Source organism: Flagellimonas aurea (assembly GCF_017313785.1).
GTDB classification, from domain to species: domain Bacteria; phylum Bacteroidota; class Bacteroidia; order Flavobacteriales; family Flavobacteriaceae; genus Flagellimonas; species Flagellimonas aurea.
Genome location: NZ_JAFLNL010000006.1, coordinates 42,563 through 63,581 on the forward strand (window position 1 = coordinate 42,563; position 21,019 = coordinate 63,581).

The following is a 21,019-nucleotide window of genomic DNA, read 5'->3' on the forward strand; positions in this document are numbered from 1 at the left end:
TACTTGATGATTTGGATTCGGTAGTACTTATTGTGAATCTATGAACAGGAAAGGTCCAAGAGGATAAAAAACCCTGAACCTCTGTTCACCTTACTTTCAAAACATATCAATGTTCTATCAATCGCTTTGATTGGTGAAAAAATTGGATTAATCCAAGAATTTCCCATTCACATCCAAAGAAATTTCCTCCCTGTCTTCTCCTCTTTCCAATCGAACCTTATATCCTATAAAATTGGTATCGTTTACAAAATGTACTCCGGTTATTTCAAATCCAGGGTATTTTGACAATAATGACTCTTCTGCTCCTTTAGGCAGTGGATCTTGATAAGGAATGGTATTGGAAAATCTACGCTCCACAATGGCTTCAGTATCCCTTTCGATAAATTCATTGGGAAGATCTGCCCTTTTAATTAAGTCAAACGCATCATAAAGCGCTCCAACGGCCGTGTAGGATTCAAAGGACAATTTATTATCCTCGATGGTGATTACTTGGAACAACTGTGTGTTTTCAGCCGCCCTATCTCTTTCGGCATCATAACCTTCCCATGCGTTTTTTCGTAAGCCATACATTTTTCCACCACTTACCGAAACTACATATACAGTTCCAGTTTTATCTCTCATATTGACCCCATCCAATACATTTTCTTTGGGAGATACCCTGCCACGGGCATAACTATGATCATGTCCCTGCAGTACTAGGTCAACTTCATATTGATCAAAAATAGGCTTCATTAACTCCCTCCATTCTTTATTGTCCCTACCCTCGGAAGCGGAAAACAAAGGATGGTGAAATGTTACGATGACCCAATCCTTATCCGTTCTCGATAGTATATGATCTACCCACTCGGCTTGTTTCTCATGGTCAACATTACTGTTCAATCCAATAATCCGCATATTCCCATAGTCCATGTAATAAGCGGTTTCTTCCAATCCCTCAGGTCCATTTTCCGGTAAGGTAAATTGATGTTTCCATTGTACGGACAAACTTCTTTCAGAAGTTTCAGGGCTCAAATTTCGATACTCATGGTTTCCCGGAATCGGAAAAGCACCAATGGAACTATGAATCCAACCACCAGCGTCAAACCATTCTTGCCATTGTTGTTCGTTGTGGGCGTTGTTTACCAAATCACCTGCATGAACAATAAATTTTGCATCAGGGGCTTTTTTATAGCTCTCCCTGATCAGACGTGACCATAATTCCAATATAAAATTTTGGGTGTCCCCTACGTATAAAAATGAGAACTTGTCCTTACTTTCTTTTGGTGCGGTTTTAAATTGAATCCACTCGCTCCATCGTTTGCCATCCCCTACCCGATATGCATAAGTTGTATCACTTTTTAAATCTGTAAACCACACTGAATGGTAATTCGCCAGTATTTCAGCCTCATTGATCTCTATAGCATCAAAAGTTGTGGTCCCTGCTTTTATGGTCTTTGCATTACGCCAAAATTTAGGGGCTGCGGTTGCAATGGCTATTTCTGCGTAGGCAGTGTCTATTTCAGAAGTTGTTCGCCACGTAACACTGGCGGTTGTTGATGGATCCTCCCCATAGGAAAGCACAATTCTATCCGGGTGATTTGTGGGTTTGCGCCATTCCACATCAAATTCCGGCGCTTTATAGGTACGGGGTAGTTCCTGCCCTACAGTCTTACCCAGTACCAATAACCCGAAAAAAAACATTCCAATTTTAAGTTTCGCTGACATCTTTAAGTTTTTTAAAAATCTATTTTAAATTAAAAAAAGGTGCTGCCCAAACATGGCTGCACCTCACTCACAATTAAACAAATAAACAAACTGAATTGAACTGGTTATCTTTTATATGTTAAGTTATGGTCAATCTTTTTCTATGCTAACTTTGGTCAAAAATTGATTTTCAGTTCCCCAATTCAGATTTGGAACACTATCAGTTTCCACAATCAATTCCCCACCATTCATTATCTCCTGGTGGGTCAACCAATTTCGAAGTAAGGGTTTTCCATTCAACTGAACAGATTTGATATAAAAATGATCCTTGTGGTAGTTAGAAACCTGAATTTTGAATGATTTTTGTGAAGACCAGTTCAATTCCACCTCCTTAAAAATGGGAGCTGTTACATAGTATACAGGTTCCCCAACATTCACCGCAGAGAATCCCATGGCCCTTAGCACAAACCAAGACGACATGGTGCCCATATCATCATCCATGGTTTTTAAATACGCCCGAGGTCTATTGTTATAAATGCGACCTATATAGGGGTCGATACCTTTGCTGTTATTATTGAAATACGCTTGAACCACAGTATCCAGCATAAGTTCTCGATAGAGTTTTTGGGATTTCCAAGGTTCTTTGGTGGCGTTGTAAAGTCCAGGTACCTGAAGATCGGGCTGGTTGGCGTGATTATAATTGTTCTCTTCAAAAAATTGGTCCAATTGTTTCCTGAAAGCACTCTCGCCACCGTCCAAACTCTGGAGTCCCTCAATATCAAAAGGTACAAACCAACGGTATTGCCAAAGCGTACCTTGATACAATCCTCTGGCACCCATGCGGTCCACATCGGGCCAAGCCATATCGGAAAAGTCCTTTTCCCAATAAGTTTTGTAGTCCAAAGCCTTATTTAGGTACTCGTTGGCCAGCATGGTATCCCCTATTGACAACATCAATTTGGAACTTGCCCATAGATCATAGGAAGATTCCAAAGCTTTGTCGGGCGAACCAAAATCCAACTTATCGATTTCCTTGATCAAAGAGTCCTTTATTTTTATCAAAGGAAGCTCGTGCCCCTTCTCCAAAGCATCCAAAAGCACCACTTGTGCATGTTCCGTGCGAACTGAATTGGAGGGCTCAAATTGGGTGGACCAATCATTTTTACCATAGGGATATAAATTGGCAATTGATCTTGCGATGTCGCCATATTTTTGGGGATACAGCAGCGACAATAAAGGCATTTGTTCCCTGTAATTGTCCCAAATAGCCCATCCATGGTAGACAGAATCCTTGGATTTTTGAACTGTTCCATCAATCGCCTTATAACTTCCATCCGGTTCCGAGACTACATAAGGAGATTGAAGGCCTCGATACAACAACGAATAAAAAAGTGCTACCCTATCTGCTTCTCCTTCCACTTTTGCATGCCCCAAAAGGGCATTCCAAGCCAATGTGCTCTTTTCAATGGTTTTGGACAAACTACCCCCATTGACCACCCTAGTTTTGGCGAACTCCTCATTTACAGAAGAGAAACCGATTTTCAACCCTATTGTTGGATTGCCTGTGCCATAAATTACATAGCTGTCCTTTTGTGATTTTGAAATAGTGGAAACATGGTCAAACTCCATATAAAAATAGAGTCTGTACCTACCCCTATCACAAACTGTTTTGGTATCTACCCAACCTTTTATCGTATTCCCAACAGCAGTGTGTTGTGCTTCTTCGAACCGATTTAAAAAGGCATAGGCCAAATCTACTTTCAACATTTGTCCCGATTCCGGAAAATGATATTGATGCACCCCATAATTATGGTCGGTAGCCATTTCGGCACTTATTCCATTTTCAAAGGTGGCTTTGTAATAACCGGGTTTGGCGGACTCATGCTTCTTCAGCAATTTTTCATCCACTTCTTCATTTCCAATAGGCTTTACCAAAATGTTACCTCCCCCGCCTCTACAACCAACACCTTCAATATGGGTATGGACAAAACCTAAAAATTCCTTTGCATAGTAATCATAGCCTGTATGTGTGCCAGGATGGGTCACGGGGCCAATGGATATCATATTAAATGGAGAAGCCGCTGCCGGGGACATTTGCCCATGATCTCCGGAGGTGCCTAGAAAGCCGTTCACTTGTTCACTTGGGGATTTGACTATGTCAACCTCATTTTTAGCCTTCCTTTGTTGACAAGCGAAAAATAGCAGCACCATTGGAATACACAAACCGTACTTTTTCATACCATTATGGGTCTAAGGGTTGGTTTGGATTTTGGTGGAATGAAACTTTGTTTCCTGTAAATTCAAGGGTAGTTGGGGATAGTCTCTCATGGAAATTTACAGGTTGATAGCCCAATTCTTCCTGACAACGTCTTTTAAACGTTTCACTCCCCGTGTAATCACTATGTGAAGGATTCGTCACTACCAAGCTCTTTTGTTCCAATGGAATCCCGTATTCCACCATTAATCGGGTTGCATTTCGCATATTGGTCGTAGTGTGTCTTGCATAAGGTTCGATGATGATGTACTCTTCGGGAACTCCATATTCCTCCATAAGTGCTTGTTTCATTTCCACGGCCTCACAGTAAGGCGTCATATACGGATGTACATGACCTCCTGAAACAATTATAAAAGGTGCTTTTTTGGCTCGGTATTCTTTCATGGCCAATTGAAGGTTCACCTTTCCCGCAATGGAAAGTTTATCCCGATAATTTTCGGGACCGCCTCCCAAAACCACAATGGATGCATAGGGATAAGACTTGAAATCTATGTTTTTTATGGTTTGAACAGCTTTGGCATTCTCTTTTTTGTCCAATGGATCATAACGAACAGCTTCGTCCTTATGGTTGGCATACAACAAGTTTAAGGCAAGATATAAGCTTGGTTGGAAGAACAATTGTTCCTCTTGGGCACCATCAATGGCCAGTGTCTTTAATGTAGCAACCGCATAGAGGTATCTTTTCGATTTGGCATCAAAAGAAACCGAATCAATATTTTTATAAAATGGCATTTTCCCTGCCCCATAAACTTCCAACACCGTATCCAATCCTTTGGCACATTGTTCCCATATGTCATAGAGATATTCATCATCAGAAGCCCGTTCAAAATTTGCATATTGGTTGGAATCCCTTAACTTTTTGATAAGGCCCTTAAAGTCAGCATTGCCCTTGGACAAATCCACCAATCGGTTTCCAATGGTTTGGATATCACTTTCCGACCATAAAAATGGAGTTATGATTTCCTTACCATTTTGGGGCAAGGTTTCCATGGGAATTGTCATTTTATCCCAGTAGGATTTCAATTGCTTATCCGTTTTTAAAAGATTCATGATCCCCGCATTGCTTTCCAATACCGAAAACAAATAGAAATTTTTTGCTTGTAGCCTCTCTTGGGTTATGTTGGGATGATCTTGAGTTATAGTTTGAGCTCGAGAAATAAAAGCACAACCCATAACCCATGAAAAAAGAAGTAGTTTTTTCATGCTGTTGATTTTAAAAAGGGCGGCTATTGAAGCCGCCCTTATGATTAAAATTTTAGTTAGTATCCGTTGTTCTGGGTTACCAGACCCTCGTCAACACTGTCAATATATTCTTGTGGAATTGGCCAGTACTCATTTTTACCTAGGGTAAAGGCTGCATTGGTCAAGTGGGTTCTTTTGGTTCTTTCCACCTCTAAATAATCATCAATCACCTCTTTGGCGATGCCCCAACGCACCAAATTGAAGAAACGGTGTCCTTCCATGGCAAGTTCCAAGCGAGACTCCAAACGGACTTTCTCCATTGCATCAGTGGCATCGGTCCAAGCCGTATCATAAGTTCCGATGTTGTAGTTGGCAGCATCACTAGACCCATCCAATGTTTGTACATATTGGGAATTGGCTGCACGCTCACGAATTTGGTTCACTAAAGACCTAGCTTCCTCCAAGTTACCCAATTCAACGGCGGCTTCCGCTCTCCACAACAATACCTCAGCATAACGGATGATGTAATAGTTCAACGCATCGACATACGGCCAAACAGTCACGTGGTAAGGGGAATTTGCTGAGAGGATTCGCTTTTTAGGTCCAAAAGGACCATAGGTCGCCAAATCCCTTGCCCAGTTGGCCTCATAAATAACGTTTAGGTCTTTGTAAGGAATACCTGGTCTACCAATGGTAATATCCAAACGGGGATCTACAAAATCAGTTTCGGTCACATCAACATTGTCGTTAACCGGAAGCCCAGAGGCATCTGTTTTAAAAGCATTTACCAAGTTCTGTGATGGACGGTGGAAACCATATTGAGAGTAATAAGGCCCTCCGGGAGCGGTCAAACGGTCACCAATACTACCGTTGTAGTTACTTCCTTGCCCATCATTCACCGAATATTGCACGGCAAAAAGCACTTCTGAACCATTGTCATTTTCAGGTAAGAAAACCGATTGGAAATCATCCATCAATTCGTAGCTACCCCCCATTACAACAGTTGTAGCATCGAAAGCGGCTTGCCATTTTTCTTGAAAAAGATACGTCTTGGCCAAATATGCCATTGCCGCAAGATTGGTAGGTCTACCTACCTCTTCTTGACTGCTTGGCAAAGCATCGTAAGCGGCTTGAAAATCAGCCTCTATTTTGGCCCAAATCTCTGCAGAAGTAAATTCGGTATTGGAACGCGCATAATCAGAAACAGTTTCCGCAGTTTCATCGATATATGGAATTTGATCATAGATTTTTTTAAGCTCAAAATAATAGTGACCTCTTATGAATCTAAGTTCAGCAGTTCGTTGAGCTTTTAAGGTTGCATCGAAGTCCTCTGAGGCGTTCAACAATTTCATGGCCTCATTGGTTCTTTTAACTCCTTCGTACAACGCCATCCATTTTCGTTCTACATCATACGTGGTAGGTGTAGTGTTGTACAGTTCCATTTGATGGATCTGGCTTTGGTCACCGGTACCACCACCACCTTTGTAACAGTCATCCGATACTACATCTCCAAAACTCCAATTGGAAGCCGGGGAATTGTAAGCATTACTAGCACCATCTATCTGACCGTTCAACACACTATATGCAGAAATAATGGCTTTTTCCACATTCTCTGCTTTTGTCATTTCATCAGGGGCAACTTCTCCATAGGTAACCTCCTCTAGAAAGTCCTTGGAACAAGAACCCAAGACCGTAAGTGCCATCGTAGCACCTACCATTATATATTTTGAATTTATTTTCAATATGTTTTTCATGGCTTTTTTTAAAGTTTTAAGTTACATCCGATCACAAAAGTCCTGCTCGGGGGATACAATCCTCGGTCGATACCGATATCGAGGTTTCGGTTACTGCCACCATAATTCTGAAGTCCGACTTGTGGGTTCATTCCACTATAATCAGTAATAGTGAAAAGGTTACTTGCCTGAACGTAAATCCTAAGGTTCATTCCACCCAAAAGCTCTGGATCAATGGAATATCCCAGCTGTAGGTTTGTCAAGCGAACATAAGATCCATTTTCAACATAGTACGTTGAAGGACGAATGTTGTTATTCGGATCATCCAAGGACAATCTTGGAATGCTGCTACTGGTGTTACTTTCTGACCAAGCGTTCAACAATACATTTTCTTTGTTATATGCTGCTTGGTTAAAGAAATGGTTCTTGTATTTGGTGAAGTTATAGGTATCATTCCCAAAACTACCATTGAACAAAATGCCTAGATCAAAAGCTTTGTAATTGAACTGAAGGTTAAGGCCCAACATCACATCGGGGTGTGGTGAACCGATAAAAGTTCTATCATCTGCATCTACATCACCGTCCCTATCAACATCCTTAAATCTTATATCTCCAGGTTGTGCATTGGGTTGCATTCCATAGCTATCCACTTCGGCTTGACTTTGGAACAAACCATCCGCAACATAACCGTAGAAAGAAGCAATGGGCTGACCTACCGCACTTCTTGAAATTTCTTGATCAAAGTTTACACTGTGCAATGATGAACTCGGAATACCCAAATAATCAGAGGTGGTCAACTCGGTAAGCTCATTTTTGGATCCCGTAAGGTTCAATCCAATGCTATAGCCAAAATCACCTACCATATCGTTATAGTTGATGTCCAATTCAAAACCAGTGTTTTTCATTTTTCCATCATTGACCCACTGTCCATCATTGGTACCACCGTACGTCAATGGAACGGTATTGTACACCAAAATATCGTCCGTATTTTTAATGTAGTAATCGGCGGTAATGTTCAAACGGTCGTCCCAAAGTCCCATATCCACACCAAAAGAGGTTTGGGTGGTAGTTTCCCATTTCAAATCTGCATTTGGAATTCGGGATTGGGTCAATCCGATATAAACTGCTTCTTGTGCACCATCGATGGCATAGTTGGAGTTGGCGTTGTTGTTCCGGTAACTATCCACTGTAGCATAATTGGAAATCTCTTGGTTACCGGTTTGACCCCAGCTACCACGCAGCATCAAGGAAGAAATAGCTCCATCAGGATTAAAGAAATCCTCGCGATTTAATCTCCATCCCAATGAAAATGCTGGGAACGTACCCCACCTGTTATCCTCACTGAACCTGGAACTACCGTCACGTCTTACCGTAGCGGTAAAAAGGTATTTTTCGTCAAAGTTATAGTTCACCCTTCCAAAGTAAGAGTTCAAAGACCATCCATTGGCACTCCCCGAATTCAACATGTTCTCGGTACCAAAGCTTAGGTATCTGAAGTTTAAATCCTCGTACAAAAATTCACTTACAGATGCACTAAAACCTTCGTAATTGTACTCTATGGATTCCTGACCTAAGATGGCATCCAGATGATGTTTTCCAAATTGCTTTTTATAGTTCAATGTATTGGTAAATGAGAACTGATAGTTGAAGCTGTTGGACGTTGATAAGGAGTTGGTATTGTTGGTAGACAATATCTCGTCGTAAGTAGGTGAAAAACTTCTGATATTATAGTTTTGGTAATCCAATCCAAAGGAAGTTTTAAAGGTAAAATCGCCTACATATAGATTTGCAAACACATTACCCAAAGCTTGAACCCTTTTTTGTTTGTTGTCCTTGTTTCTGGACAACTGTCCCATAGGGTTGTTACTATCGTTGATCGGGTTCCCTGCATATGCCCCGTTGATATCCTTTACGGGGACGATTGATGGAAATTGCATGGCGGTAAGAATCACACTACCCAAAGCGGCGTTGGTCCCAACGGAAACCTGCTCCTTATAGTTGGCCGTAAAATTTTCACCAATGGTAAGGAAATCACCAATATTATAAGAAGAGTTGAATCTTGCCGAGTATCTTTCAAAACCAGTGTATTTGATCAAACCTTCTTGGTTGAAATACCCCAATGAGAACATTTGTTGACTTTTGGAATCTCCTTTGGCCAAAGACACATTATACGATTGTATTTGGGCCGTTTGCATGATTTCATCCACCCAATCCACATCGTCACTAGGAATGGTTTGGTCCGCATCCAACCATTGTGGAATAACGGCCTGTGTTGGATCGTCCCCATAAATATCATGGGAAGGAGTTCCTCCATCGTTGATCGTTGCTTCCCACAATAGGTCACCATATTGTTGGGCATTTAGCATTCTAGGTAAATTATAGGTTGACTGAAGACCGGCATACCCATCAAAGGAAACTACATACTCCCCACCGGTATCCGAGCCACTTTTAGTGGTAATGATCACAACACCGTTCGCTGCACGAGACCCATAAATGGAGGCAGAAGCGGCATCCTTCAATACTTGGATGGTCTCGATATCGGAAGGGTTGATTCCATTAAGTCCATTGGAAGCTGGAATACCATCAATGATCACCAAGGGATCATTACTGTTGATGGTACTAAAACCACGAACTCGAATCGAAGTACCACCCCCTGGAGAATTGTCACTCATCACTTGAACACCAGGCAAGCGACCATCCAACATTTCCACTACGTTGGCTTTTGGCTGGGTTACAATTTCCTCCGGAGCAACCGATGCAATGGCACCTGTAATGTTTCTTCTGGCCTCGGTACCATATCCAACCACTACAATTTCATCCAATTGGGAAGCACTTTCAAGCAGCGTAATGGTAACATTGTTCAGTTGTTCAATATCTACATCCTGTCTTTGATAGCCAATGTAGGTAACGGACAATAGTTTAAAGTTGGATGGAATATCCAAGCTAAAGTTTCCGTCAAAATCTGAAACCGTACCATAATCCGTACCATCAACAAAAACGTTGGCACCTGGTATGGGTGCTCCGGCCTCATCGATAACTTTACCGGAAATACTACGTTGTTCTTGTATAAATTTTACAAGAACACCTTGCTCGGTCACTTTAAAGTCTACATTGGCCTTACTTTTAAGGTCTTCCAACACAGATTCCAAGTTTACTTTGTTGGCATCGATACTAATGCGCTGTTGCAGATATTGTGCATCGGCCGCATAAATAAATTTTTTACCTGTCTGCTTTTCAATAAGGTCGAACACCTTTTCCAGAGCAACACTTTTAAGGTTTAGGTTAATGATCTCAAAATTTTGGGTGTTTACCATAACGTTCGCCGATATGGGAACGACAGCCGCTCGACCTAACAAAGGCAAACACAATAGCAATGCTAAGAGGTTTAATTTTTTCATTTTTGAAAGAGTAGTTTAATATTGGTTCTCACTAATTTTTTTAGTTTTTTGATGAAGGTTTAGAAGCTCAGTTTTGTCATACACTTTTTTACGGGGTTAAAATTGTTTGTTCTTCACTACCATATTTCTAATGGTCCTGAGGGCTATGGCCATATGGCTCTCTACAGTCTTAATGGACACTCCCAGAATCTCTGAGATTTCCTTGTACTTTAGTTCATCCAGCCTGCTCATTTCAAAGATTTGGCGGGACTTTTTGGGAATCTGGTCCAAGATTTCCTGTATCTTCCGAACATACATTTCCCTTTGTTCTTGATCTATAATTTCTTGTTCGATACTTGGGCTAGTGGAATATTCATCCTCTACTCCCTTATCCAAGGTTTGCTTGAGTTTTTGGTACGAAACCGGCTCCATAAGTTTGTTTTTGACCACTACATAGAGATAGGGTTTTGGCTTTTGGATCTCATGGATGCGATCATGGGAATTCCACAATTGGATAAATACATCGGAAACCTTTTCCTGGACCACATCCAAATCATTTTCATAAGCGATTCCAAAACGACATAGGCTTTCATAGTACCTATTAAAAACAGCCTCCAAGGCCCCTTTTTCCCTTTGTTTGATTAACTGAAAGAGTTCCAAATCTGATTTTTGGTTCAATTCCTTGTATGTGGAAGCTTTACTTTTCATCACTGGGGGCTATTGTAAATTTTTTTGATGACTGCTTCGAAATCTTCACGTCAGCAATAAATTCCAAAGTTTGAATGAACTGATCTAAATCCTGGTCCTCAAAGGCTGCATTGATCCTCTTGTTCGCTACAACACTATCGGAAACAGTAAATGTTGTACCGTAAAATTCATTGATGGGAAGTAACGCTTCTTCCAAAGTGAGATCATGCAGTAAAAGAATATTGTCTTTCCAGGCCGTGGTCTTGGATACATCAAAATTGCGCTTTACCACTTCTCCACTTTCCATATTCCAGGAAAGTTCTTCGTTTGGCCTTAATTGGATTTTATCACCGGAATTCTCCAATGTCACCTGTACCTTGCCACTTACCAGAGACACTATTTTTGACATTCCTTTGGCATTTACATTGAACTTGGTTCCCAATACCTTCACTTCAAATCCGCTTGCACCTACACTAAAAGGCCGATCAGCATCCTCCACAATATCAAAATACACCTCCCCGGACATCCAAACATCCCGCTTATCATCCGTGAAAACCTCGGGGTATTTAAGTTCTGAATTGGCATTTACCGTGACCGACGATCCGTCTGGGAGGGTAACGTGTTTCCTTTCTCCTTCAAGAGCTATGATATGATTGGTGTACCTAGGTTCATTATCCTGTGTAAACAAATACACTCCAAAAGCAACCAGAACAGCAGCTGCGACCGCAATCACCGCTTTAAGTTTAGTGGACAGAAAAATGAGTTTAGGTTTTGGGGCTTCCGAAATTTCTTCCATGACGCGTTTAGCGAAGTGCTCTTTTCTAAGCGGAAGGGAAGGTTTTGGATAGCAGTCCCACAATAACTTATAATCTTGAAAACGTTCGTGTAAATCATCATCCAGCAGTAGGTTCACTTCAAACATGGATCTGTCCTGATCCGTGTCCAATTCCCCCGAAAGCTTTCGAACGCATTTGATATCCTCTTTGGATATGTCCATACTTTGTCTTTTAGCAATAGGAGGGTTGAAAGGTAGAATTACCCCTAGATCAGAATGTCATCAAAACGAAAAGTGTGAATTAAGTAAAGGTTAATACCCTATAAAGTCGGTAGGTACGATAAGTCAGAGAATTAGATTTAATCTCAAAATTCAGGAAATCCAGAATTATTTATTGCTACATTTTGTGGACGTATCGATTGGTCTGTAGCCTTACCCCTTTTTGTAGCCTTCCCCTTTTAGGACATCGCTAAATGCTTAAAATCCTCATGCTAGAATTAAGACATACTACTTTGAACGTATAACAACTTGTCTATTCCCTTGTTTTTCTCTAAGCTCCACTAATAAATTTTCACGGCTGCCCAAGGTAACTTTGGGAATTACACAAACAAACCTTTGTTTGTATGCTGTTGGAACCCTAGAGGGCATACGGTACCTGTAGAGGGTATCCGACAATAATTTCTGATAGGAAGACTTTTTACTTCCACTCCCCTGCTCTTTAAAGATCTGTATATAATCAACATCAAAATCAATCTTGGATTTATTTTCGATTTCTAGGACTATGTAGGTTTCCTTTCCAAAATAGCCCACTTCGCACAGCCGAAGAACGATACCGTTCTTACGCTTGGATTTGAGCACCTTGGAACTTCGTTCCAAAAAATAATGGCTTGCCTTTCGGTATTGAACGGTGTCAGATTGCACAATGGTTTGTGACCTGCTTTTTTCCTGTTGGTCCAAGGAATCCAAACGTTTTTTGATCAGCACATTTCCAATAGCATCATTCTTGTCGATAAATCGATGGCTCTTTCCAAGCTGTTTTCTATAGGTCAGGTAAAAGGAATAGGCCAGACCGTCACTGGTCAACACCAAAAGGTTGCTGTCCGTACCAGCATGCCCTTGTAAAAGCCCCAGTCTTCCCGGTGTATCTGTGTTGTAACCAAACGTGTAGTTCGAATGCCCCGTGACCGCATTGGTAATTGGCTCAGGAAACAGTAAGGAAAAAAGATGGGTTTCATTAACAATTAAGGTGTCGGTCTGGGCCTGAAGTGCTGTAATGGACCATACAAAAATGGATATACGTTGAAGTGTTTTCATGAGTTTTGATGTTAAGGTTTAAGTAAAAGTTGATAGCCGTCAAGGATAGTTACTTGAACGGTTCGGTTGGAACGCCTGAAGACTTGTTTGATACCTCCCAACTGGGGCATCCCTGGAAGGTTTACGTCCTGAACGGCATCGTCCATCACTTCCCGTACAGCTTCTTCCCGATAGCTGTTCTTGATATAGATGCCTTCCCGTCCATCCATCGTATCATAGGCTTTCAAGTGGACCGGGTGCTGACCAATATGGTCAATGGACACAAAGACCCGATGGGTCCTAAAGGAGATAAAGCCATAGAGCAAGATATTACGTTTAAAAACTTTACCACCGAGCATTATATTCTCCCTTAACCGAAGCTCAAGACGGTTTTTGGCCCGCACCCGCTGTTCTCCATTGACCATGGCCTGGATTGCAACGGGTGGATGAACACTATCACGCTTCACTGCCTTAGTGGCAAAAAAAGCGCTATGGGCCGTTGAAAAATCAATACGTTCTTGTTCTGGTATTATGTGAGAGCTATGTTTTTCGGGTTTTATTTCGTCACCCTTTTGGGGCTTTCCTTTAGGCTTTCGGTACACCCTAGCTCCATAGTCGATACGTCCCTCCCTGTAGATACTGTCAACGATACGCTGACGTTCCTTATCCTCCAGTGTAGTGTCATAGCCCCCCGTGGAGTCGATATACTGTTCTCCGTACAGGCTTGGTTTTGGTCTTTCCCATTCCTCCTTGATGGCATCCACGGCTTCCAATTTGGAGCGGTACTCCTCAGGTTCTTCCGTCAATGTGGGCACCTTCGGCTGTTTTAGCTCCCCGTCTCCCGATTCCTTATCCATTGAAAGGGCGTAGAGTACTATAAACCCTAGCAAGCAGACCAACAGCCCTATGAATAACAGTTTGTTTCTTTCCAGTTTCATGATTCTTTATTTGGTTTGTGGTTCCAGTTTTCGAAGGGAGTCCTCATAGAAATCGATGATCAGCAATCCATGTGGGTTGTGCGGGAAGTTCCGATCCACAGTAATGAGTTTCCCCGAAGTGTCCAATTGGTAGCGGTCGGTGATCGTGCCCCTATGGACCTCAAATAAGGTCCTTGTCTTAAAACCATAGGGTTCCGAGTTTAGGTCCAGTTCAATGTCCACCCGATCGATCTGTTGGCGCAGGGAGAACTGTACCAAACGGTTGTATACCCCATCCAACTTTTTCTGTCGATAAATGGCATCTACAGAAGCATCCCCCAACCAGATCGCCTTTTCCAGATGGCTCCGGTAATCGGTACCGTCAATCCCATAGAACAGCCGATGGAACCGGTCGATGTGGGCCAGGGCCTCCACTTCCCGTTTGTCCTTTCGATCGACCAGTTTCAACGGTACAACGGTACCGTTCGCACCTATCGCAAAGGCGGAATTCAATAGTTTCTCCTGATAGTGGTGCAGCAGGCCCAAGGAAAGTCCACTAGTCAATAGACAGAGTATGACCACGGCCAAAACGATAAAACGGTTCAGGCGAAGGATGTCGGTGATGTTCCTGTATATTTTTTTCATAGTTTTTATGTTAAAGATTGATGAATGTTAGGCACCTCCAGCAAAAAGCCGGAAGGTGAAGGTCGTGGCCCGTTTGTAGAGTTTGAATTTCAATAACACGATAAAGCCGATACCTGCCAGTTCGATCACAGGAGCGAACAGCTCGCTACCAAAATCCGTCCCAAAAAGGTTGGGCCAGAAATTCTCCACTACTTCCTGATAGAGGGTATTGACAAAAACATTGACCAAAAAGAAGGCAGGGACGATCATATATACCGCGGCATAGAGCCTGAAGAAACGGTACCCCATTTCTCGGAATTTCTCAAAGACCGCCATACTGATGACCAAAGGAAAAAAGGCCTGCATTACCCCAAGGATAAAATAGCGTTCGGCCAAAAAAAGCGGGTAAATGAACAGGTCCAATATCCAAAGGACCACACTCCCCATCCAAGCAAGGGTCCGGAGTCCCAAAAAAGGAGTGGACAGCCATTCATATAGCAACCCCATAGCTTTGGAGGCTGCATCCAACAATCCCGGTTCTTCCGTTACTTCGACCTCTTGTAGGCCAAGTGGTATAAGTTCCGGTGCCGTTTCCCTATACTGTCCCTCGATGGCCACCAGTATGGTATCAAAAGTGCCCAATACTTCTGTGGAGAACAGTACTACGAGCACTACCGCAAAGTTCCGGATCAGATCGGTCGGGGTCAGCCCCCAGGTCAATCCTGTCCGGGTCGTTCCGCCCTCATAGTATTTTTTGATGATGTTGATCAAAAAGAACAGCACGGCCAAGGCCTTCATCCCTCCAATGGTATAGGAGGCAAAACTGCTGTCCATAATGGTCTGGAAGACCGCATCCACATATTCAAGTCCCATAACGATGTTCTTTAATAGTTCAATTTTCTGTCCTTGATAAGGGTCTGCATTTTCCGAAAGGAGATCACCATATCATATCTCCTTTTTTTGAGTTTGATATCCGCCAACATCCTTTGGGATGCCTCTCGCTGGCCCTCCAAAATCTCCAAGCGCTCCGCATCGCTCATGTTCAAAAAATCATTGCTGAGTACTTGTTCCATAAATTCCAGCTGATTTAGGGAATGCTCCATGATGCCATTAAAGGCATTGGTGATGACCTCCACTTCATCCCCATGGATATAGGGAGAGTTCAATACTTCCCTTAGGTCGTCCCCGACCATTTCGAAAAGCTCTTCATTGTTTTTGGTAATGTCCCTGACCGCTTGGTATTGCCTAACGGCATTGTTTACCTTTTCTATCTTTTCCCTAACGGCATTGAGTTCTTCCGCCATCTTTAAGAGTTCTGCGGTCTGCTTGGCCGATTCGATCAACTGTTTGCCCAAGGACAAAAAATTGGTGTTGTCATATACCGGCATCCCCTGGGCCGTAGCACGGCCGGGCAACACTAACATGAGGACCATGACCCATACGGTGATCAGGGCATTCTTTCGAAAGGGTTGTTTTTTAATGGAATTCATGTTGTCTTTTTTTCTGATTGATGAATGCTGTAATGGCATGTTCCATATCATGGGTCTTTTCGTACAGATCCATAATCGCTTGGTTTTCGGTGCCATCCGTGAGATAGGCGGCATAGGCCTCAGGGGGCACTTCCAAACGGTAGATATTGCTCTCGGACCCGATCTTGATAAAGATTTCGGTGTACTTGCGCTCGCCCTTGAGATCGTTCTTTATGGAGCGGAGCTGGTCCAAATCATGGGAAGTTAGGTTAAGGCGGTCTCGAAGTGCCCCATATCCCTTTTCATTTCGAAGACTGTAGATGACCTGGGTATTCTCTAAAATGGTGGCCGAGGTATGGTTCTCGGGCAATTGGTTGATGGACTGCAGGACAATGCCGATGGCCCCGTTCTGTTTCCGGATGGCCTGATAGTAGAATTCAACACTCTCCAAAACATTGTCGAACTTGAGCTGTTTGGCGAATTCATCGAAGAGTATGATGCCACGCTCCGATCGGTTCCGCCATATGGTGCGCTGTATGGCCGATTTGATGAGCTTGAGCATGACCGACAGTACTTCCCGGTTGTCCCTGACCTCGTCCAGCTCAAAGACGATCAGACGCTTGTCCTCCAAGCGATGGGATCGGTCCTCTCCTGCCTTGAAGAGAAAACTGTAAAGGCCATCACCAACATATTCGGAGAGGATATGCAGAAAATTGGTTAGGTTGAAATAATCGGGATCGATGCCAAGCTTCTCCAACAGACTGTCCCGGTTGTCCTGTACATACCGATATAGACCATCCAGACTATGCCCTTCCTTGACCCGTTCGTAATAGGAACGAAGTATTTTTTTGAGGGCCACTTCCTGTGCTTTGTTACTCCTTTCGCCTGGGACATAGAGTTCTATCAAGAAGTTTGTCAGATCTTCCAACCACTCCGCGGTGACAGCTTCGCCAGGGGTCTTATAAAAAGGATTGATGCCCAGGTTTTTGCCGGGTTCGTATTTAAGGATAATGTGTTGGTCCGGGTACAACTGGGCAAACTTGGCATAGCTTCCGCCCAGATCGATGATCACCAGTCGCACATCCTGCTCAAAATACTGCCGCAAAATATTGTTGGCCAAAAAGGATTTGCCTTCACCCGTGGGGGCGAAAATGGCAAAGTTCCTGGCCTTGATACGTCGTTTTTCCTCGTCCCAAACATCCTTCATTACCGGAATGTTGTCCAAGCGGTCATTGAAAATAATGCCTTGTTTATCGCAGCGGTAATTGGTAGCGTTGATCCAAAGACAGAGGGCGTGCTTCAGGTCGGTCACATAGAGATCGGTATCGGAGAAATTGGAGGAAAACAACGGATAACTGTTGAGCACATAATGGATACGGGCCTTCCCTTGTGGGCAGTAGGGTCGTATGTCCAATTCCTTGAAACGGGCAGTGAGTTCTGATATCGACTGCTCCAACTTCTTTTCGTTCTTCGACCAGCATACCACATTCAATTGGCCTCGGATGATCAGGGAGGCATCATCTTGATTGAGTTTGGAGAGGGTATCCGACACCCTATCGTACAGTACTTTGTTCTGGGAGCCGAAATTGCTGCTCTTGGAGAGCTCTTCCAACCGTTTCTCCAACTGTTTGCGCCATCTGTGGCGGTCATCCAAATGGATGATCTGGTTGACGATATGGTTTCCCTGAAAAGTGAGCCCAAGCCCGTCGATAAAACCCTGGTGGAACCAAAACCCATCCTTAGCATATTGTTCGTTGGGTACACTGGTCTGAACCACATCCCCAAAACAGCTCTCATTGTTCACGGCCATCACTTCAAAATAATGATTGCCCACCAGTACCCTATCCTTTTCGAGCACCATATCGGTATCGAATCCTTCATTGAACCCATTGAAATAGGCATCTGTGTACTGGATGATCCTTGTCTGGTTGAACGGTTCCATTATGAGCTTGGGACCATTGTTCAAAAAAGTAACGGCGTCCCCTACCGCTTTGCCGAAACCTTCCGCTTGGTCCCCGAGTTTATCCGGTAACTTTTTTGAAATAACGGCAAAGGGGTTGACCAAGGCCGGATCGTTGATGGCCCTGTTCTTCGGCCAAACAAAAAAGATCAAAGACTCATGGGTCAAGTGTTCCCTTCCCATAAAATGTTCCCGTGTCGCACGTTGCAAAAATGTGTCGTTGGGCAATTCATGGGCGTCATATGTAGTTTTTCTGTAGATGTCCTGTTTATGGACCAAGGTGCCCACGGGCAGGGATTTCAGGGCTTGGAACCAATGCCCATGGAGCTCCTCGAAATCCTTTTCCGATAGGGAATGGATTTCTGGTAACACTACCCGATAGGCATAAGCTATGTTGCCGTTATTGGCCAAAATCCTATTCCGGTCCACATCCACGATGGGATAGCGCTCATGAAAATTGATCGTAGAAGCCATAGGACGTTATTTTTTTGTTCGAGACGATATGGGGAAATCGTATGCCCCATTGGAGCAGTCGAGGTTGTTGCACCAGTCGGAGCAACACACCGTAGAGGACCACATTGGCCAAGACAGCCAAAAAAAGGAGCATCAAATTGAAGGAGAAGATGACCGCCATGAGCGAACCGACGACGGCCATCATCTGAAGGGCAAAAAAGGCGACCGGCAATCCAAAGATCAAGGCACGGACACGGATATTCCTATATATTTCGTACTGTTTCATAAGATTGGATTTAATGTGCTTTGTGGCTTAGACGACGATGCCGATCAGATAGGTAAAGATGCCCACGACCGCTCCTGCGATGAGTACAAAGACCAAGACGCGGGTAATCCCTTTTTTGAGGTCGGCGTTCTCCCCGAAGAAATGCCCTGCATTGAAAAGAAAGCCGATAAGGAAGATGACCCCGAGTATGATAGGGAAAATGGCCCGGATGGTATCTGAAATATCCGCAACGGAATCTTCGATGCCCCCGATTTGGGGATAGGCGGTCTGGGAGAGCAATAATCCTATACCCAGTACTACTGATTTTTTTAGGTTTTTCATGACTGTTCGTTTTTTGGCCGGATCAAGACCTGTTTGTGATCAGTGGTTTGGAATGCTTACCGGAGCTTGGTTGTCCGTCCAGCTTGGATTCCGATATGGAATTTCCAGTGATATGGAGAAAAGGCTATAGCAATCACATTTTTTAACACTTGAAGGTGTTAATTATTGAAGTATTGGCACCAAAATGAGCGGTTCACTGGAAATTGTTCAAACAAAAATGTTTCGATATGAAAATATACCTATGCTCCTGGGTAATGCTATTTTACGTTTCCATCGCGATGGCCCAAAAACCTATTGTGGTCATCGACCCTGGCCATGGGGGTCCCGACACCGGGGCCATCGGCTCTCATGGTATTATGGAAAAGGAAGTAGTGTTGAAGATTGCCAAGGAGTGTCTTGCACTGAACCGCACCTTGTTCCGGGATAGTTTGGAAATCTATCTGACCCGTTACAGGGACACCTTGATTTCATTGGGCGACCGGGCCCTACTTCCCAAGGTACTTGAGGCTGATGTCTTTGTATCCATCCATTGCAACCAGGCCCCAAATGCCAAAGCTCAAGGCTTTGAGATCTTTTTGTTCAACGGGAAAGTGAACCGGAAATCCTATGTTGTCGCCCATACCTTGGCCCATTATTTACAAAGTAGGCTGGGGATACGTTACCGTGGGATCAAACAGGCCAACTTCCAGGTATTACGGGATACCTTTGGCCACTGTTCCTCGATCCTATTGGAAACCGGGTTCCTTTCCAATGATTTGGAAGCTGATCACGTACTAAAAAAGGAAGGCCGATCCGCTATTGCTCTGGCCCTATTACAATCACTGATCAAAACGTTCTACCATGACTGAGATATTCAAGACCTTGGTCGCATTATTGCGACAACTGTTTTCAGGAGTTATCCGGGCTTTACTGAAAGAAATCGATAAAAGAAGAAAATCATAAATCGGTGCAATATCCTACTGGTTCTATAGTACCATCACATAAAGTAAACCTGAATATTTACGTATTTGACTTTTTGTAAACATATATATTTACTTTCAGTGATTTTTTTGCTGTATAACTTTACTTCAAATGAGGAACAAACAAAAACTTTTAATAAAACAGTTGGACCAAAAGCTACGGCCCTTTTCTATTCAACCTATGATACCACTGATAAATATTCCAGTGGTTTACCAATAAAGTGAATCCTATTAAAATTATACGCTTCTGCTTTGTTCTGGATAGCGTTTTGTAGATAAAAAGCAATGGAACCCACAAAGTAGATCGGATGCCGTTTCATTTCAAACTGGTAGGGTCCCAAAACATGAGTAAAGACCTTTTCCACCCCTTCCCTGATCAAAGAGAGCATAAACGGATGTTTGTTGTTCTCTATCATGAACTTGGCAAAACTGGCAAGATAGGAACTTGGGTTCTCCCCGTGATAGAGTTCCCTCAGAATGCCCCTGTCCTCAAGATCATACCTTTTCTCAAAGCTTTTTCTTAGATCTACAGGCATATAGCCATAAGCATAACTCCGTAACAATTCCCTCCCATAGTAGTTCCCGCTGCCCAGATCCATTATCTGATACCCTAGGTCCGGTAACCGTTTATGAACCTTAGCTCCGTCAAAAAAACAACTGTTTGCTCCAGTACCCAAAATACATACCACTCCTGGTAAACCTTTGGTACATTTCACGGCCATTCCCAGATCATCCTCTATTTTCACCTGAGCCTGTTTAAAAAATTGACCGAAAATTTGAAGCAATCTTTGCTTTGACTCCGCATTTTTACCACCGGCACAGTAAAATTCAATTTGTGAAATCTCATTGGGCATATCATTTTTCAACTCTTGTAAAACTGAGCAAATATCACCGTCTGAATGAATAATTGGATTGATTCCGATTGTCCTTTTTTGAAACATCATGGAGCCAGTCGTATCATAAACTTGCCAATCACATTTGGTCGAACCGCTATCAGCAATCAATACCATATCAAAATTTTATGC

General features: G+C 43.1%; 17 protein-coding genes. 1 reads left to right on the top strand and 16 read right to left on the bottom strand.

What is annotated here, in order from left to right:
- Positions 1 to 147: 147 nt before the first annotated feature.
- The 15 genes from J0656_RS11595 to J0656_RS11665 all read right to left on the bottom strand — a co-directional run bounded on the left by J0656_RS11595 (position 148) and on the right by J0656_RS11665 (position 19,035).
- Positions 148 to 1,704 carry a purple acid phosphatase family protein gene (locus J0656_RS11595; RefSeq protein ID WP_207033927.1) on the bottom strand — a complete coding sequence of 519 codons (1,557 nt, stop codon included), beginning with the start codon at positions 1,702 to 1,704 and terminating at the stop codon, positions 148 to 150.
- A gap of 129 nt (positions 1,705 to 1,833) precedes the next feature.
- Complete coding sequence (locus J0656_RS11600; RefSeq protein WP_207033930.1) at positions 1,834 to 3,921, bottom strand: glycoside hydrolase domain-containing protein; 2,088 nt, start codon at positions 3,919 to 3,921, stop codon at positions 1,834 to 1,836.
- A gap of 4 nt (positions 3,922 to 3,925) precedes the next feature.
- Positions 3,926 to 5,161, bottom strand: a complete 1,236-nt coding sequence (locus tag J0656_RS11605; RefSeq protein ID WP_207033932.1) for a YdcF family protein — start codon at positions 5,159 to 5,161, stop codon at positions 3,926 to 3,928.
- 56 nt (positions 5,162 to 5,217) lie between these two features.
- The gene (locus J0656_RS11610; RefSeq protein WP_207033934.1) at positions 5,218 to 6,894 is read right to left on the bottom strand and encodes a RagB/SusD family nutrient uptake outer membrane protein; all 1,677 of its coding nucleotides are present in this window, start codon (positions 6,892 to 6,894) and stop codon (positions 5,218 to 5,220) included.
- An 8-nt stretch (positions 6,895 to 6,902) separates the two neighbouring features.
- Positions 6,903 to 10,271, bottom strand: a complete 3,369-nt coding sequence (locus tag J0656_RS11615) for a SusC/RagA family TonB-linked outer membrane protein (protein WP_207033935.1) — start codon at positions 10,269 to 10,271, stop codon at positions 6,903 to 6,905.
- A gap of 96 nt (positions 10,272 to 10,367) precedes the next feature.
- Positions 10,368 to 10,958: an RNA polymerase sigma factor gene (locus J0656_RS11620; RefSeq protein WP_207033937.1), complete on the bottom strand. Its 591-nt coding sequence runs from the start codon at positions 10,956 to 10,958 to the stop codon at positions 10,368 to 10,370.
- Positions 10,948 to 11,934 carry a FecR family protein gene (locus tag J0656_RS11625; RefSeq protein ID WP_207033939.1) on the bottom strand — a complete coding sequence of 329 codons (987 nt, stop codon included), beginning with the start codon at positions 11,932 to 11,934 and terminating at the stop codon, positions 10,948 to 10,950. Before J0656_RS11625 ends, J0656_RS11620 begins: the two co-directional genes overlap by 11 nt.
- Before the next feature lie 285 nt (positions 11,935 to 12,219).
- The gene (locus J0656_RS11630; RefSeq protein ID WP_207033941.1) at positions 12,220 to 13,026 is read right to left on the bottom strand and encodes a DUF4138 domain-containing protein; all 807 of its coding nucleotides are present in this window, start codon (positions 13,024 to 13,026) and stop codon (positions 12,220 to 12,222) included.
- Between the two features lie 11 nt (positions 13,027 to 13,037).
- Entirely contained in the window at positions 13,038 to 13,943 is a 906-nt protein-coding gene (traM, locus tag J0656_RS11635; RefSeq protein ID WP_207033943.1) for a conjugative transposon protein TraM, read from the bottom strand.
- A gap of 6 nt (positions 13,944 to 13,949) precedes the next feature.
- The gene (locus tag J0656_RS11640; protein WP_207033945.1) at positions 13,950 to 14,567 is read right to left on the bottom strand and encodes a conjugal transfer protein TraK; all 618 of its coding nucleotides are present in this window, start codon (positions 14,565 to 14,567) and stop codon (positions 13,950 to 13,952) included.
- Positions 14,568 to 14,594: 27 nt separating this feature from the next.
- Complete coding sequence (locus J0656_RS11645) at positions 14,595 to 15,419, bottom strand: hypothetical protein (RefSeq protein WP_207033948.1); 825 nt, start codon at positions 15,417 to 15,419, stop codon at positions 14,595 to 14,597.
- Between the two features lie 11 nt (positions 15,420 to 15,430).
- Positions 15,431 to 16,036, bottom strand: a complete 606-nt coding sequence (locus tag J0656_RS11650; RefSeq protein ID WP_207033950.1) for a conjugal transfer protein — start codon at positions 16,034 to 16,036, stop codon at positions 15,431 to 15,433.
- Complete coding sequence (locus J0656_RS11655; RefSeq protein ID WP_207033952.1) at positions 16,023 to 18,449, bottom strand: TraG family conjugative transposon ATPase; 2,427 nt, start codon at positions 18,447 to 18,449, stop codon at positions 16,023 to 16,025. Before J0656_RS11655 ends, J0656_RS11650 begins: the two co-directional genes overlap by 14 nt.
- Positions 18,424 to 18,714 carry a hypothetical protein gene (locus tag J0656_RS11660; RefSeq protein ID WP_207033954.1) on the bottom strand — a complete coding sequence of 97 codons (291 nt, stop codon included), beginning with the start codon at positions 18,712 to 18,714 and terminating at the stop codon, positions 18,424 to 18,426. The genes J0656_RS11655 and J0656_RS11660 overlap by 26 nt, the downstream gene beginning before the upstream one ends.
- Before the next feature lie 27 nt (positions 18,715 to 18,741).
- Positions 18,742 to 19,035, bottom strand: coding sequence for a hypothetical protein (locus J0656_RS11665; protein ID WP_207033956.1), 294 nt, complete (start codon positions 19,033 to 19,035; stop codon positions 18,742 to 18,744).
- Between the two features lie 227 nt (positions 19,036 to 19,262).
- Here J0656_RS11665 and J0656_RS11670 point away from each other — a divergent pair, with 227 nt between their 5' ends.
- Positions 19,263 to 19,883 (top strand): N-acetylmuramoyl-L-alanine amidase family protein, encoded by a 621-nt coding sequence (locus J0656_RS11670; protein ID WP_207033958.1) that lies wholly within the window; start codon positions 19,263 to 19,265, stop codon positions 19,881 to 19,883.
- A gap of 290 nt (positions 19,884 to 20,173) precedes the next feature.
- Here J0656_RS11670 and J0656_RS11675 read toward each other — a convergent pair whose 3' ends face one another.
- Entirely contained in the window at positions 20,174 to 21,004 is an 831-nt protein-coding gene (locus tag J0656_RS11675) for an N-acetylglucosamine kinase (RefSeq protein ID WP_207033960.1), read from the bottom strand.
- Positions 21,005 to 21,019: the final 15 nt, after the last annotated feature.

Bases quoted from the DNA above. Each gene is read 5' to 3' on its own strand.
- J0656_RS11665 (WP_207033956.1), bottom strand. From the start codon at position 19,035: ATGAAAAACCTAAAAAAATCAGTAGTACTGGGTATAGGATTATTGCTC.
- J0656_RS11600 (WP_207033930.1), bottom strand. From the start codon at position 3,921: ATGAAAAAGTACGGTTTGTGTATTCCAATGGTGCTGCTATTTTTCGCT.
- J0656_RS11610 (WP_207033934.1), bottom strand. From the start codon at position 6,894: ATGAAAAACATATTGAAAATAAATTCAAAATATATAATGGTAGGTGCT.
- J0656_RS11650 (WP_207033950.1), bottom strand. From the start codon at position 16,036: ATGAATTCCATTAAAAAACAACCCTTTCGAAAGAATGCCCTGATCACC.
- J0656_RS11670 (WP_207033958.1), top strand. From the start codon at position 19,263: ATGAAAATATACCTATGCTCCTGGGTAATGCTATTTTACGTTTCCATC.
- J0656_RS11605 (WP_207033932.1), bottom strand. From the start codon at position 5,161: ATGAAAAAACTACTTCTTTTTTCATGGGTTATGGGTTGTGCTTTTATT.
- J0656_RS11620 (WP_207033937.1), bottom strand. From the start codon at position 10,958: ATGAAAAGTAAAGCTTCCACATACAAGGAATTGAACCAAAAATCAGAT.
- J0656_RS11675 (WP_207033960.1), bottom strand. From the start codon at position 21,004: ATGGTATTGATTGCTGATAGCGGTTCGACCAAATGTGATTGGCAAGTT.
- J0656_RS11645 (WP_207033948.1), bottom strand. From the start codon at position 15,419: ATGGGACTTGAATATGTGGATGCGGTCTTCCAGACCATTATGGACAGC.
- J0656_RS11640 (WP_207033945.1), bottom strand. From the start codon at position 14,567: ATGAAAAAAATATACAGGAACATCACCGACATCCTTCGCCTGAACCGT.
- J0656_RS11630 (WP_207033941.1), bottom strand. From the start codon at position 13,026: ATGAAAACACTTCAACGTATATCCATTTTTGTATGGTCCATTACAGCA.
- J0656_RS11660 (WP_207033954.1), bottom strand. From the start codon at position 18,714: ATGAAACAGTACGAAATATATAGGAATATCCGTGTCCGTGCCTTGATC.
- traM (WP_207033943.1), bottom strand. From the start codon at position 13,943: ATGAAACTGGAAAGAAACAAACTGTTATTCATAGGGCTGTTGGTCTGC.
- J0656_RS11625 (WP_207033939.1), bottom strand. From the start codon at position 11,934: ATGGACATATCCAAAGAGGATATCAAATGCGTTCGAAAGCTTTCGGGG.
- J0656_RS11595 (WP_207033927.1), bottom strand. From the start codon at position 1,704: ATGTCAGCGAAACTTAAAATTGGAATGTTTTTTTTCGGGTTATTGGTA.
- J0656_RS11655 (WP_207033952.1), bottom strand. From the start codon at position 18,449: ATGGCTTCTACGATCAATTTTCATGAGCGCTATCCCATCGTGGATGTG.
- J0656_RS11615 (WP_207033935.1), bottom strand. From the start codon at position 10,271: ATGAAAAAATTAAACCTCTTAGCATTGCTATTGTGTTTGCCTTTGTTA.